At 44.4% G+C, this 14,445-nt stretch carries 10 protein-coding genes and 1 pseudogene; 8 read left to right on the forward strand and 3 right to left on the reverse strand.

Annotated features, from left to right (window positions below; all coding sequences use genetic code 11):
• Positions 1–431: 431 nt before the first annotated feature.
• Positions 432–617, forward strand: a pseudogene (locus tag AC4II3_RS16575) (AI-2E family transporter); the annotation flags it as partial.
• Positions 618–995: 378 nt separating this feature from the next.
• Here AC4II3_RS16575 and AC4II3_RS16580 read toward each other — a convergent pair.
• A complete protein-coding gene (locus AC4II3_RS16580) occupies positions 996–1,958 on the reverse strand; it encodes a peptidoglycan-binding protein (protein ID WP_488014925.1) in 963 nt (320 codons plus the stop codon).
• Between the two features lie 772 nt (positions 1,959–2,730).
• On the opposite strand from AC4II3_RS16580, the gene AC4II3_RS16585 reads away from it, so the two are divergent.
• Entirely contained in the window at positions 2,731–4,074 is a 1,344-nt protein-coding gene (locus AC4II3_RS16585; protein ID WP_488014923.1) for a serine hydrolase, read from the forward strand.
• A 313-nt stretch (positions 4,075–4,387) separates the two neighbouring features.
• Here AC4II3_RS16585 and AC4II3_RS16590 read toward each other — a convergent pair whose 3' ends face one another.
• On the reverse strand, positions 4,388–6,610 hold the full coding sequence (locus AC4II3_RS16590; protein WP_488014921.1) for an effector-associated domain EAD1-containing protein: 2,223 nt from the start codon (positions 6,608–6,610) through the stop codon (positions 4,388–4,390).
• Between the two features lie 539 nt (positions 6,611–7,149).
• Here AC4II3_RS16590 and pstS (AC4II3_RS16595) point away from each other — a divergent pair.
• Positions 7,150–8,163, forward strand: a complete 1,014-nt coding sequence (gene pstS, locus AC4II3_RS16595; protein ID WP_488014919.1) for a phosphate ABC transporter substrate-binding protein PstS — start codon at positions 7,150–7,152, stop codon at positions 8,161–8,163.
• A gap of 115 nt (positions 8,164–8,278) precedes the next feature.
• Positions 8,279–8,413, forward strand: coding sequence for a hypothetical protein (locus AC4II3_RS16600; protein WP_488014917.1), 135 nt, complete (start codon positions 8,279–8,281; stop codon positions 8,411–8,413).
• Between the two features lie 14 nt (positions 8,414–8,427).
• Here AC4II3_RS16600 and AC4II3_RS16605 read toward each other — a convergent pair whose 3' ends face one another.
• Positions 8,428–8,928, reverse strand: a complete 501-nt coding sequence (locus AC4II3_RS16605; RefSeq protein WP_488014915.1) for a hypothetical protein — start codon at positions 8,926–8,928, stop codon at positions 8,428–8,430.
• A gap of 262 nt (positions 8,929–9,190) precedes the next feature.
• Here AC4II3_RS16605 and pstS (AC4II3_RS16610) point away from each other — a divergent pair, with 262 nt between their 5' ends.
• The 4 genes from pstS (AC4II3_RS16610) to AC4II3_RS16625 all read left to right on the forward strand — a co-directional run bounded on the left by pstS (AC4II3_RS16610) (position 9,191) and on the right by AC4II3_RS16625 (position 14,309).
• On the forward strand, positions 9,191–10,210 hold the full coding sequence (gene pstS, locus AC4II3_RS16610; RefSeq protein ID WP_488029316.1) for a phosphate ABC transporter substrate-binding protein PstS: 1,020 nt from the start codon (positions 9,191–9,193) through the stop codon (positions 10,208–10,210).
• Between the two features lie 121 nt (positions 10,211–10,331).
• Complete coding sequence (locus AC4II3_RS16615) at positions 10,332–12,281, forward strand: iron uptake porin (RefSeq protein ID WP_488016403.1); 1,950 nt, start codon at positions 10,332–10,334, stop codon at positions 12,279–12,281.
• 4 nt (positions 12,282–12,285) lie between these two features.
• Positions 12,286–13,086: a Uma2 family endonuclease gene (locus tag AC4II3_RS16620; protein ID WP_488016405.1), complete on the forward strand. Its 801-nt coding sequence runs from the start codon at positions 12,286–12,288 to the stop codon at positions 13,084–13,086.
• A gap of 506 nt (positions 13,087–13,592) precedes the next feature.
• Positions 13,593–14,309, forward strand: coding sequence for a Uma2 family endonuclease (locus AC4II3_RS16625; RefSeq protein WP_488016407.1), 717 nt, complete (start codon positions 13,593–13,595; stop codon positions 14,307–14,309).
• The last annotated feature ends 136 nt before the right edge of the window (positions 14,310–14,445 follow it).

A 14,445-nucleotide genomic window follows, 5' to 3' on the forward strand; every position in this document is an offset into this window, starting at 1 on the left:
TCCCCCATGAGCGACTGCATCAAGAAAGGAGGACTTTCCCTACCCTCCGGGCATTACTACTTTTAGGTCAAACAATTGCGGGTCTCTCTCCCGGTTGTGCCTCGGTTTTTCAGCCTGTACCCATATCTAAATGATACTTTAGCGCAGGTATTGTCAACCTTTTTGATGAAATTGCATCTAGGCGACTAAAGTCGCTAACTGGCTTTCATCCCCGGTTTAAAAACGCGGGGCTTTCAGCCTTGGGAGTTTCGTAACGTTACTGCTTCTACCAGTCATTACTATTACCTGAGTCAATTGTCAATGAATTCTATTGTTTCACCAATTCAACAGTTATTGATCACTGGGCTACTAATCTTAATAACTGGATCGGTCAAATCCTGTTAGGCTTGTTTATCACAGCTACCCTATGAATGCGTAGTGCTATATTCGTGGTATCCGTAGGACTACAGCAGATCAAAGACAACTTCATTGCTCCGAGAGTTCTCCGTAACTTGACCGGTTTATCCCCAGTGATTATCTTTGTCTCTTTGCTATTGGGAGCTCAACTGGGAGGATTGTTGGGGGTAATGCTCGCAATTCCCCTTACAGGTGTAGTGAAAAGTCTAGTGGAAATTATTAGGGAATCGGGAACAGGTAATTTAGAATTTAGAATGCGCGAATTTAGAATTTAGAATCGGGAATCGGGAATCGGGAATCGGGAATCGGGAATCGGGAATCGGGAATCGGGAATAGTTAACCATTAATCTGAATAGGAAGTGATTAAACGTACTGGGATATTAGCTATAGCGTTTGTATTTGATAGGTAAAGCTTAATAGTATTTTTTTATTGGACAATAAAACTCGATATTTCTTTACGCTATTGCCTTTTGCCTCTTGCCTTTTGCCTTTTACAGCAAGTAGTGTGTTTAGAATCCAGATACAAACGCGCTTAGAATCTCTCTTCTGCCTAGACTGACAGAAGAGAGATTCTAACATTAAGAAGTTCAAAAATAAGCTTACAATCCCAGAGCCGAGCGAGTTGCAGGTCCAACGATTCCATCTACTGTTAAATCTTTTAGCTTCTGGAATTTCTTAACCGCTTTCTCAGTACCCGGACCAAAAACGCCATCTACCTTGACAGTAATAGTTGCTTTAACTAAAGCTTCCTGAACTTCGCGAACATCCTCACCTTCAAGATAGGGTTGAGTCAGGCTGAGTCTTCTGTGTGGAATAGATTCGTTAGTTTCTCCAAAGCCAACTATGGGGGCTTGATTCAGTCGGGCTTCAGTATTTCGTCCGTAAATCCCATCTTCAGCAATGGGTTTGTCCGGATTATATTGGTTCCAGAGTCGCTGAAACGCTTTAACTGCAACAGGACGAATGTTTCGTGTACCTCTGCCAATATAGTCAAAGTGAGGCCTATCCGCAGGTCCAAACCACCTCCAACCCTCTCGCTCTAGATAGGGTCTCCAGCCTTGCTCGTCATTAATATCTAGGGCTAAACCACTCTGGTGATTACTTCTACCAGGAGGGGCAACCACACCAATACCACAGCGTCTAACTTTACCATGATTGAATAGCATTAGTTGCTGAGCAATAGTTCGGTAACCAGAATTGACCGAAAGGGTGCGACCACGAGCCTTAATTGCCCGTGCCAAGGACTGCTTAGCTACTGCCTGAAGGAAAGGGTGAACTGCTGGACCATTAGCCACATCTAGGTCGGCAAAACTGACCAAGCTATTGGGTGCGATGCTATTCATTTCATCAATCAGCTGCTGGTCTAGTCCCCGCAGGACAGAAGTAGAGCAGCCAGGAGCCTGTCGAACAGTAGTTAATCGATTATTTGCGATCGCTTGTGTCTGGATCAGGGTTTGAGGCTGATTATCTATCAGGTTAATTTGGTGACAATCTTCACAAAAATCTGCTTGTTTTGTTTGTTCTGATTCAAGATTGCTTTCGAGATTGCTATAGTCTTTCATAACTATAAATTTAGGATATATACCTAACTCAATGGTTTACTCTAGTTGCTTTCCCTGAAATCTTGCACCACTGTCACTAGCCGTAGCTTCGGCAATATAGCGCTACGCGCAAGGCAAGAGGCAAAAGGCAAAAGGCAATAGTTACCCATGGGTCGCACCTTTTGCTGCTTGTATCAATTTCAAACACCTTAATGCGTAGTGCTATATTATTAACGTTATCCCTAGCTTAAGCTTAGAGTGGAATAATTGCCCACCCTAACTATTCAGGTTCAAGATTTCAGTTCCCTTTTAATTATGAGCAATACAATAATCCTTTGACAGTACCCTTGAGGGTACTTTTTAAAGGACTCATTAGTGATTAAATTTGATATAATTAAAGATTGGGGCAGATGTTTTTAACAGGCAAAAGGGAATAGGACAGAAGTAGTTTTCGAGATGTAACGGTTTGTGTCTAGGTTAAGTATAATCCCGAATCGGGATTATTCACTAATGACTAATTAATATAGCAGATCCGGTGGTGCGTTACGGGCAGCAACCTAACCCTGGCATGGATTTTTTGTTAGAAGATTTTGAGACTATTCCGAGGGAGTTATTGGATCGATTATGCTTGAAGGAGGAGAGAATTAAGAATTAAGAATTAAGAATTAAGAATTAAGAATTAATTCACAAGAGGTCTAATGTTAATTAATCTTCACATAAAAGGTACCCTTCAGGGTACTACCAAGCCAGATTATTCTCTCATAAGATACAAATGTATCGATTGAAATCAAAAATGAAATTCGCTGCTCACCAAATGTCTGGTATTTCCGCCGAAATTGATGCCTATCTCAAAGCCCACCATGAAATTGGGTGGTTCTCAGGGGCGGTTATCGTACTCAAGGCAGGTAAAACTTTGTTGGCCAAGGGGTATGGCATGGCTAGCCTAGAGTACCAGCTACCCAATACCCCCCAGACTAGATTTCGGTTGGGGTCGGTGACAAAGCAGTTTACTGCTGCTGCGATTCTACAACTCCAGGAGCTGGGGTTGGTTGATGTACACGCTCCTGTTTCTACCTACTTGCCAGATTATCCCCATGGGAATCGCATCACCTTGCATCACCTCCTAACCCATACGGCGGGCATTCCTAACCTAACTAGTTTCCCGGATTATACCCAATGGATGGCAAAACCTACGACCTTTGAGGAGTTGATTGCCCGCTTCCAAGACCTCCCCTTGGAATTTGAGCCGGGAAAAGAGTTTCGCTACAGCAATTCAGGCTATATTCTGCTGACCCAGGTGATTGAAACCGTATCGGGTCAGTCCTATGGCGATTATCTAAAGGAGCATTTGCTCCAGCCTTTGGGGATGGAGAACACAGGTTACGAGTATCCTTTGGCGGTGATTGATGGCTTGGCAAATGGTTATCAGTTCACTGATGACGGCTATCTCAAGGCAGAGTATATTAATATGCTCCTGCCACAGGGAGCCGGAGGACTATATTCCACGGTGGAGGATCTGGCTCGATGGAATCAGTTTTTGTTTGACCATGGGGTGGGAGATGAAACGATCTTAAGGGATAAGGCGATCGCTACTATGACCTCTCCCTTAGTACCGATGAATCCTGACGAAGCTCCCCATCTGTTCTATGGCTATGGATTGGTAATAAACAAACAGCCCAAGCATCAGCGCATTGGTCATGGTGGGAGAATTAACGGCTTTGTGACTAATCTGGGATACTACCCAGACCAGGATGTGAGTGTTGCTGTGCTCAGTAATTTAGAAACCGCCAATATAGAGCGAATTTCCCAGGATTTGGCAGCAATTGTGTTTGGGGAACCCTACTCCAAACCGACAGTTTCTGAGGTGGTAAAGGTAGATCCGTCTGTATACGAGGGGTATATTGGAACTTATCAGGTTGCTCCTGAGTTCCAGGTAACTATAACCACCCAAGCCAATCAATTGCGGATTCAGGCAACAGGGCAGTCTATCTTGAAGCTTTATCCTACCTCCGAAACTGAGTTTTTTGCACGGGTCATTGATTTGCGAGTTGTCTTTAACCAAGGCTCAGACAGCACGGTGGAAAGCGTGACGCTGCTGCAAAACGGGCAGGAAACCGTTGCTCCTAGGGTAGATTGAGAGTGAAGAGTTTTAAAGATTGCTTTCTGGGTGATTCTTTTGACCCCAATTAAGGGCTTTCTCAAGGATTTCTGTAGTTGCTAAAGTTTGAGATTTTCCAAGAAAGCGATCGCACCATTACAAACTACCGTGATCGCTTTCTTCTTTTCAATCTATTCAGATTCTACTATGGATGAAACTGGTTGTTAAGGATTTTCGTGCGAATGAGGAAACAATGTATTAGGAAGTGAGATAGTTTTATTAGATAGTAATCGGCTTATAAACTACTGGTTGATATTGTTTACATGTCAAATCAAAATGCTATAGTAATCTATCAAATCTCAAGCTCCATTTGGGCAAAGTGTTCCATCAGCATCCGGTGGATAAAGATGTAGCCTCCTCCTACTTTTTGTAAGAAGATGCGATCAGCGGCATAGTCCAGGAAGCGGGCATAGTTCCAAGGGATGTAATTGTTGTGGTAGAGGACAAGGCGGAGATTGAAGTGTTGGATGCAGGCTAGACCACCACTCAACAGCCCTCCTATCAGCCCGAACATCAGCCCTCCTATCAGCCCGAACATCAGCCCTTCCCTCAGCCTTCCTATCAGCCCGACCATCAGCCCGACCATCAGCCCGACCATCAGCCCGAACATCAGCGATACAATAGCATTGCAAAGTGATTTCCGAATTCCTTGATTTGGATTTGTTTTTGTTTCAATTTCTGAATTCTCTAGCCCGACCATCAGCCCTCCTATCAGCCCGAACATCAGCCCGACCATCAGCCCGACCATCAGCCCGAACATCAGATCTTGCATCAGCCCGAACATCAGCCCGACCATCAGCCCGACCATCAGCCCTTCCCTCAGCAGGGAAATCAAAAATTTTTTCCAATTAACTTGAAGTATTTCAACTGTTTTGATTTCTTCTGCTACTCCGAGTCCCAGACTAAATCTCAGCCCTTGGATCAGCCCTCCTATCAGCCCTCCTATCAGCCCTCCCCTCAGCCCGACCATCAGCCCTCCCCTCAGCCCCACCATCAGCCCGAACATCAGCTCTTGCATCAGCCCGAACATCAGCCCGAACATCAGCCCGAACATCAGCCTGAACATCAGCCTATAAATTCGTTTTTGCTTTTTATTTACTAACCAATATGGCTGCATTTTATCAATTAAAAATACTGTTTGCGACTCCTCAACCATCCTCTGCGCCATCCAAATTAACCAGTGCTTTACTTGGCCATTCTTGTATCGTTGATTAGTCTTCCGACGCTTAAACATCTTCTCAATATATGTATCAAAGAGCTGCTTGCGTCGTTCCTCCACTACGTCAGTTCTGGGCAAATCCTCAACTGCTACTCCCTGATAAGCTAGAGTCATAATATTGAGCATTAGAGGTGACTGGGCTAATTCTTGTAATACTGTATCTTCTGCAATTAATTTCCTCAATCCGGTTAAATCAGCCCCGACACTATCCAAGTAATGACAAACTTGTTCTAAACTAAGCAATCTTATACAAACTGCTTTCTGAAAATTTAGACGATTGGATAAGGCTTGATAGTCTTTAATCCGACTGCACACTACCAAATCGACACCATAATCTTTCTTGAATTGGTTCAATGCTACGATACAATCGTCTCGATAGTCTGCCTTAACTTCATCCAAACCGTCAAACAATAGTAGTAGTTGCTGTTGGGTTACTAAAGCTTGTCCAATTTTCTTGGGAACATCATAATTACTATTCAGTTCCTTTACTAACCAATCGGCTATCGTCTGCCGTTCCTTTGCCCAAGAGGAGAGGTTAAAGATTACAGGAATTAGCTGATTAGTGTCTTGTTCAGCACGAGCAATTAAATCCCGGGCGAGTTCGAGTAAAGTTGTGGTTTTTCCTGACCCTGGTTCTCCTAAAATTAGTAGGGTTCTTCCTGTACCAATTTGGTCAAAAATATCAATTACTTTAGTCCCTTCGGGGAGAGGTTGAGGTGAGTCGTCACCGATTTCGAGAATTTCGCTCAAAGGATTAGTAATAGCATCAGGTCTCTCTTCTAATCCCAATTCAATCGGTACCTGGTGATGGAGAGATTTTTCCAGAACGTCCTTGACCCAATATTTCTTGACTTTAGTGAGTAATGCCTGACGGTTGCGGTATTCTTGGCGTGGAGTTGAACTTTGACTAACCCAACTAACAAACCACTGGAACTGGAAAATACTCTTCCCAATTCCAGCTTGTTGTCCATCACCCATTGAGCCTGGATTTGTCTGTTTGATGTCTCTTTGTTCAGTTGTTGCTGCTTCAGCAATAGCAGCAATAGCTTTAGTTTTTAAGCTTGGGCTTCCAGGGTTTGCCTTACGTGCAGCATAAATTAATTCGTCAACCCAACCATCAGCTTCTGCTGTTTGTATTAATTCAAAAACAATGTCGTTTAAGTTACCTTCTCCAGCAATTGTGTTTAAATTTTTACTTAATTGAAACCATAGCATTTGCTCTAATGATGATTTATTAGGGAAAGCATCAGTTAAAGCATTTTGTAGTATTTTGCGTTGTTCACCGGATAAGCCCATATTTTTACATATGTTATTAGTTCAGACAAACATTTCTGAAGGGGTGACGAAACAAGCTAAAATGCTTGGTATGTAAAGGTAGTACCATTTTATGGTAAAAAAAAGGTAGTGGGACTTTAGCAAGGGAGCAGGGAAACAATCCTGTGAACCTCATAGTTATGAAAAACGCTCACTAGGAAAACGTCAGTCGTGACAGTATATACTTCACTACTCTTTCCCATTGCTCACTGGACATGCCAGCTTTTTTGAGCTTCTCAGGTGTTATCTCTTCCCCCATCACGAACATCTGGTAGAGAAGGATCATGCGTTCGCGTAGCGTGGCCTACGGCCAATCCCGAAGCGTGACCTACGGTCAATTGCAAAACTCCAGCAACTGTTATCCCTGCTTCACTTCAGGTGCTGGAGCAGCTAATCCTAAATCACTTAACAAAAATTTAAATGTCATGGTTTTCCCATAACCATAAGCTATTCCCATAGGGTGCGCGTAGCGCATTAGCTGATAGCTTACCCCTTGAATTATCCTTAATCCTTATAGACAAATGAATTTAGCTGTAATCAAGTCCCGTCGGACATTGATAACCTTAACAGTTACAGTTGCCATTGTATTGATTTCACTCAAGGCAGCAAGTGCAATACCATTGTTTGGTGCCGGTGCATCATTTCCCGAACCCCTTTACCAGCGTTACTTTTCCCAATACCAACAAGAAACCAGCGTTAACGTAAATTACAGTACCATTGGCAGTGGTCGTGGTATTGAGGAATTCATTAACGAGTCTGTTGATTTCGCTGGCACTGATATGCCCCCAACCGATGAGGAAAAAAGTCAGATGACACGGGGCTTGCAAATGGTGCCAACAGCCGGGGGAGCTGTGTCAGTCATTTACAATCTCCAAGGTGTAGTCAGCTCTGTCAGACTATCTCGCGATACTTTAGGCAAAATCTTTACTGGTCAAATTGGTAATTGGAAGCAAGTTAATACTTACCTCCCCAGAAGAGACATCAAAGTTGTTGTGCGCTCAGATAGCAGCGGTACTAGTTTCATATTCACCAAGTACTTGAGTGCCATTACCCATGGTCTGATCAAACCTAGCCGAACACCAGATTGGGGCTTCAAGGTCTTCTCAAGCCGTCCTCGAAATGGTGGAGTAGCTGCAGAAGTGCGGCGGATTGACGGTGCCATTGGCTATGTAGATGCTAATTATGCTTTAGAAAACAACTTCCCTAGCGCTAGAATTGAAAATCAAGAGGGTCGCTATATCAAGCCTACCCTTGACCAAGCCAGTAAAGGGCTGGTCAACGTGGAGTTTAACCAAGACTTCACCCTCAAACTTAACGATCCAGCCGATGGTTATCCAATTGTGGGTCTAACTTGGCTGCTACTGTACCAGAAGTACCCCAATCAGGCCAAAGCCCAGGGGATTAAAGATATGGTTAATTGGATTCTCACTAAAGGTCAGGACCTTAACGGGGAACTGGGGTACACCAGGATTCCAGAGGATATTGCTCGCCAAGCCATCCAAGCAGTGAATCAAAACATCACCGTTGGCTCATAAAACTAATATCAAATTCGCTTGAATAACCAACCATACTTCCGTCGTTAGGAGAGCAGAGAACTAGCGATTTAGCACGGTCTTGGGGAGGCAGTGCCTTCAGGCGGGGCTTCCTCCCATGAGCAACTGCCATGGTTTCCACCATGAGCGACAGCATCAAGACTGCCGAGGTAAACAGGATTTTTTCCCTGATCCAAAGTTACCTGTTCCCTACTCCCTACTCCCTGCTCCCTGCTCCCTAAAACCTAGGTAGAGTTACTCTCTGGTTCAAAAAGTAAATAGCATCAACTTGCCACCCTTGGACGGGATTTCAATTTGAAGGCTGTTGCCTTGCACATCCTTACCATTAAATTCGTATACAACAACGTCTCCGGCTCGGATGCTCCTCCTAATCAAAACAGGCTGGAAGTCAGGTAGCCAGACTCTTAGATCTTTGAGTACTTGTGGGGGTACCTGACTTTGGTCAATTTCTTCTTCAAGCTCCTGAATTTCGCCAATGGCATTGACATCCACTTCAAAGCGGTTGCCCTGGGAGTTCTGACCACTCAGTCCATAGATTAGCTTGCCTTCAGCCTCAATCTCGATTGATGCATCCGTGGGTGAGACACCAGCAGCAGCAGTGGCCGCAGTGATAGCAGGAGCTGGCACGTCAGAGATAGAAATCTCCTGATATATCCCCCCAAAGCTTTGGGCAAATGCCTTGCCAGCTGGGAGACTAAGTGCAAGTACTGAAGCCAGTGTCAAGCTAAATTTTCGCAGTAAACTCATCTCCATGTCACACCAAAAAAATGTTTTCTTTCTTGTAAAATAGCATTAAACTTGGCTTGGAGTTTTCTGGTACAGTCGTGCTATGAGATAAATTTGATTGCCCACTATTGATTGCTCACTTATAAAGCAAGTAAAATTGGCGAAACTTTAGACTTGAAATAATCGTCATATAAATTATATTGTTATTGACGCGATGGAGGAAGTACCGCTTTCAGCGAACGCGTAATTTAAATAAAGAATAGAATAAATTAAGGATACATTAATGATTGGCTATCAATTTTTTTGGCAGAAGGTTTTAACAGCAACAGCAGTAAGTCTAACCGTTGGCTTGGGTTCTATCAGTGCTGCGATCGCTCAATCCCTCACTGGTGCGGGAGCGACATTTCCTGAACCCCTTTATCGCCGTTACTTTAGAGAATACCAAGAACAAACAACAGATGTAAAGCTGAAATACAGTGGTATTGGCAGTGGTGGTGGAATTAGACGATTTCTCAATCAGTCCGTTGACTTCGGAGGGAGCAATGTAATTCCAACTCCTGTAGAGAGAAACTCAATGAAACGGGGTTTGTTGATGGTACCAACGGCTGGGGGGTCTTTGGCTGTGGTTTATAATCTTCAAGGGATAACTACCGATGTTAAGCTATCCCGAGAAACTCTCGGTAAAATTTTTTCAGGTCAAATTTCTAATTGGAAGCAAGTAAACTCCCGCCTACCGAACCGGAAAATCCAAGTAGTTGTCCACTCAGGCACTAGCGGGACTAGCTTTATTTTTACTAAATATTTGAATGAAATTACTAATGGCAGAATCAGACCCAGTAGAAAACCTAATTGGGGCTTTAAGGTCTTCTCTAGTGTTCCGGGAAATGGACCAGTAGCTAGCGAAGTTAAGCGAATTGACGGTGCCATTGGCTATGTACCAGCGAGCTATGCTAAACAGCTTAACTTACCGATGGCCAGGCTGGAAAACCAAGCAGGTCGCTACGTCAAGCCTACCGTTGATCAAGCGAATAAAGCCCTAGCCAATGTGCAGTTCAATGATGACTTCACCATCGAAAATATAGATGACCCAGAAGAGGGATATCCAATCGTAGGTATAACTTGGCTGTTTGTCTACGAAAAGTATCCTAAACCAGAACTAGCCCAAGGGGTTAAAGACCTGATAAATTGGATTCTGACTGAGGGTCAAGACTTGAACGAAGATCTACAATACACTCGGATACCGGAAGATGTTGCTAGCCGAGCCATCGAAGCTGTGAATAACAACATCAGGGTTGTTCCATAGAAGGACAAAATTCAACAAAAGGCAAAAGGAATACATTTCTTTTGCTATCGGTGTATCGCTGTTATCGGTGTGGTATAGCCTTCGAGCTTTTACCTGATATTTTTGTTGTGTGAGGAGAATTGTGAAAAACTTTTGCGGTGCATTACCACTTACACCGATACTACTTGGTGTTCATTTGGTAACCATTACCCCCGCCATGGCTGAGAGCGAACCAGAAACCTTGACCGCTATAGACCCTAACCCATCACCAGATTGGTCAGATCTTAATCCCAGCCCGAAATATCTAGCGCGAGAGTACTTAAAAACTCCCCCAAAAACTCCTCAGTTAACCGACCAATTCCACGATGAACTGGAGTTTAAGACCACTACCTCTATTCCTAATTCTGGGATATCGACAGCTAGCTTGACTAGTCTGGCGGTGACTCCAGACCTAGATGTAGCCGACACTGTGAGTAATCCGTCCATGGGTCAGGTAGCACCGATTTCTAAACTATTAGACATGCCATCTACTCAGACTAATTCCAATAGTCTAGATAATAGTCTAGATAATAGTTTAGATATATCCCAAAACTTAGGTTTGACAGACCCGTTGAGTAATGGACCAATGGAGCGGGTAACACCAGTTTATGAACTGTCTGATGTCCAACCCACTGATTGGGCTTACGAAGCACTACAGTCTTTGTTGAAGCGCTATAGATGCCTGACTGGTTACGAGGATGACACCTATCGCGGTAACCGCGCCCTGACTCGCTACGAGTTTGCCTTTGGCTTGAATTTTTGCCTAAATCGGGTGAATGCCATGATTATTGGGAAAACAGCAAACTTGGTAACCGAAGCTGATTTAGCAGCAATGCAAAGGCTACAAGAAGAGTTCAGTGATGAATTGGCTACTATACAGGCTCGGGTCGATAACTTGGAAGGGCGGGTGACTTTCCTCGAAGACCATCAGTTTTCTACTACTACTATCTTGCGTGGGAGTGTAGATATTGCTCTAGCTACTGGCTTTGGCGGGAAAAAAGCAGTTCCTTCTGGTCAAAGCCCAACAGAAGATTTTGATGATACTAATACTCTGTTGGGAGGCCGGGCAATTCTCAACTTTGATACCAGTTTCACTGGTCGAGACCTTTTGCGCACTAGACTTCGGGCAGGGAATACCAGTAACTTTAGCACTGGTTTCACCGGCACAGCTATGACAAGGTTTGGTTTTGCCACTAATAGTGGTAATGATGTGACATTAAACCAGCTGTTCTATCGGTTTCCCCTAGGCAATAAAGGTCTGGTATCTATAGGAGCAGCAGGTCAGGGAGCAAGTGCTTTGATTCCCACCCTCAATCCAGCATTTTCCATTTCCAGTTTTGGATTCAATAATTACATCTACGACTTGGGTTTTGGCGCTGGTGCTGTGATTTACTATCAATTCAATGACCTGATTGCTACTGGAGTGGCATATCACACTGGTTCTGCCTCTAATTCAGACTTGGGACTATTCAATGGTGACTTTGGTGCTTTGGCTCAGGTGACCCTTACTCCATCTGATCGCTTTGGTATGGCCTTAACCTATGTCCGGTACTACTCTCCTGAAACAGCCAACACTGCATCCTTTCTCGGTAGCCAATTCGCTCAATCTCCCTTTGGCTCAAATACAGCCACCTCATCAAATAGCTTGGGTGTATCCACTAGCTATCGATTTAGCGATCGCTTTACCCTAGGCGGTTGGCTTGGTTATAGCAATGCGATCGCAGAATCCTCACCCCGTAACAATGATTTCGATGGATCAACTGGATCAAAAGCAGACATTTGGAGCTGGGCAGTTACCGCTGCTTTCCCAGACATCGGAAAACTAGGCAGCCAGTTGAATCTCATTGTTGGTATGCCTCCAAGACTAGCTAGTAATGATGTGGCTGGTCGTCGCGATCGCGATGTATCATACCATCTTGAACTGTCTTATCGCTACCCAGTGACTGATAGAATCTTTATCACTCCTGGTGTTTTGGTGATTCTCGATCCAGAACACAATGATGAAAATGATACCATTGGAGTTGGACTGCTGCGAACCCAGTTTAACTTCTAGTGGGATGGTTCAAAATATTCAACCGAAAACCCTCACTCCCAACCAAGATTTTTCCCAACCCTTTCCCGACCATACCCAATTACCAGAGTCGGATGGCACCTTTGTGAAAAATTTTCAAGAGCATCCCCAAACTCTGCTCCTAACCGATTCAATTGCTTCAGTACTGCAACAGCTTCACCCTGATGGTCAGTACATCATTGGTCAAGATTGTGGCATCTACTGGCGAGAAACCGACCCCCCAGAGACAGGAGCCGAAGCTCCTGATTGGTTCTATATTCCGGATGTTCCCCCCAAGCTTGATGGTCAGATTCGTCGCTCTTACGTGCTTCGTAGGGAATACATCCCACCCCTGATTGCTATCGAACTGGCAAGCAGGGATGGGAGTGAGGAACGGGACAAAACATCACTGGCTCAGCTAGCAACTGTTACCCCTCAGACCAAGGATAAGAAAAAGGGTCAGCGTCCTGGTAAATTCTGGGTCTACGAGCGAGTGATGAGGATTCCCTACTACGCAATATATGTAATCAAGGACAATGAACTAGAAGTCTACAATCTGGTAAATGGATTCTATCAGAAGATGTCACCGAACGAAAGGGGTCATTATCCGATTGCTCCGTTAAAAGTAGAACTGGGAAAATGGTCGGGAAGCTACCAGAATCAAACCCAAATCTGGCTGCGATGGTGGGATAGTGAAGGTAATCTATTGCTGACAGGACAAGAACGAGCTGAAAAGGCGGAAGCTGAAGTGGCACGTCTTAGAGCGCTATTAAAAGAACGGGGAATTGATCCAGATACGGTTTTGTAGGGCATAAGTTTATTGAATCGGCTCGTTTGCCCGGTGTTGCAGCAATAGTTGGTTACCCATTAAATAATAAATAAGAAGCCTAATTGATAACTGCAACATCTCTTCAGATTTAGACTAGCAAACAGTTCGTCAATGTAGTATTGGGAAAGAATGTTTCAATCCCGTATTTTAAGTCAAGTTATACTAGAGTTTTAAACACTGTTGAATCATGAACAGTGACAGTTTTTACTCAGGATTCACCATTTAGGACTCAACAGTATTGTCAACGGAAGTATTGTTGACAAAGGATTTAGGATTGCGATCGCATCAGCTTTACAGAACAGATATACTAGTATTAGGGAAAGACGTTCCTATCGGGTCTTAACACGGGTCTCTTAGTGCGTTTTTCCTTCCCAGTGATTAGATACCAGGCTTCCAAACGTGACGGTAGATCTGTTGTGACCAGCATAACCAAGACCGAAGCAGTATCCCCAACTGCAACCGATAGTGTGGATTGGGAGCCCCCCATGCCACCAACGGATTTAATTTTTGATGATGGAGAACCTTTGGAGAGTGACCGCCACCGCATAGCCATGAACGCCCTCATCCGGTCACTGCGCGTTGCTTTAGCTGACCGAGACGATTACTTTGTTGGGGGCAATATGTTTGTTTACTTCAGTAGTGAACAAGCACGAAACCGGGACTTTCGCGGGCCAGATTTCTTTGTAGTCTTGAATGTAGACGGTAGTCGAGAACGCCTGGGCTGGGTAGTATGGGAAGAACAGGGTCGCTACCCAGATGTAATAATCGAGCTGATGTCCCCCTCCACCAAGCAAGTTGATACAGGTAAAAAGAAGAGCATTTACTGCCAGACCTTTCGCACTCCAAATTATTTTGTCTACCAACCCTTTGACCCAGATTCATTGCAAGGATGGTATTTAGATATAGACAATGGCTACCAGGAGCTAACCCCAAATGAACAAGGGTGGCTATGGTGTCAGCCCTTAGGCTTGTGGTTGGGACTATGGTCTGGAACCATTGAAGAAACCTCAGCAGTATGGCTGCGCTTTTATGACCGGGATGGGAATCTAGTTCCCTTACCAGAAGAAGCAGCTGAGCAACGAGCTGAAGTAGCTGAGCAACGAGCTGAAGTAGCTGAGCAACAAGCTGAAGCAGCTGAGCAACGAGCTGAGCAATTAGCAGAACGACTGCGACAGGCAGGGATTGATCCAGATGAAATTTAGGCGTTGCTTAATAATGGAATGATTTTAAGAGTGAGGTGGAATGGGCATCTGGCCGTGGAATGGGCATCTGGCCGTGGAACTGGCATCTGGCCGTGGAACTGGCATCTGGCCGTGGAACTGGCATCTGGCCGTGGAA

It is taken from the genome of Moorena sp. (genome assembly GCF_982860115.1).

What these genes read in the sequence shown, in the direction of transcription:
- pstS (WP_488029316.1), top strand. Translation starts at nt 9,191, where the DNA reads ATGATTGGCTATCAATTTTTTTGGCAGAAGGTTTTAACAGCAACAGCA.
- AC4II3_RS16625 (WP_488016407.1), top strand. Translation starts at nt 13,593, where the DNA reads ATGCCACCAACGGATTTAATTTTTGATGATGGAGAACCTTTGGAGAGT.
- AC4II3_RS16600 (WP_488014917.1), top strand. Translation starts at nt 8,279, where the DNA reads ATGAGCAACTGCCATGGTTTCCACCATGAGCGACAGCATCAAGACTGC.
- AC4II3_RS16620 (WP_488016405.1), top strand. Translation starts at nt 12,286, where the DNA reads ATGGTTCAAAATATTCAACCGAAAACCCTCACTCCCAACCAAGATTTT.
- pstS (WP_488014919.1), top strand. Translation starts at nt 7,150, where the DNA reads ATGAATTTAGCTGTAATCAAGTCCCGTCGGACATTGATAACCTTAACA.
- AC4II3_RS16585 (WP_488014923.1), top strand. Translation starts at nt 2,731, where the DNA reads ATGAAATTCGCTGCTCACCAAATGTCTGGTATTTCCGCCGAAATTGAT.
- AC4II3_RS16605 (WP_488014915.1), bottom strand. Translation starts at nt 8,928, where the DNA reads ATGAGTTTACTGCGAAAATTTAGCTTGACACTGGCTTCAGTACTTGCA.
- AC4II3_RS16580 (WP_488014925.1), bottom strand. Translation starts at nt 1,958, where the DNA reads ATGAAAGACTATAGCAATCTCGAAAGCAATCTTGAATCAGAACAAACA.
- AC4II3_RS16590 (WP_488014921.1), bottom strand. Translation starts at nt 6,610, where the DNA reads ATGGGCTTATCCGGTGAACAACGCAAAATACTACAAAATGCTTTAACT.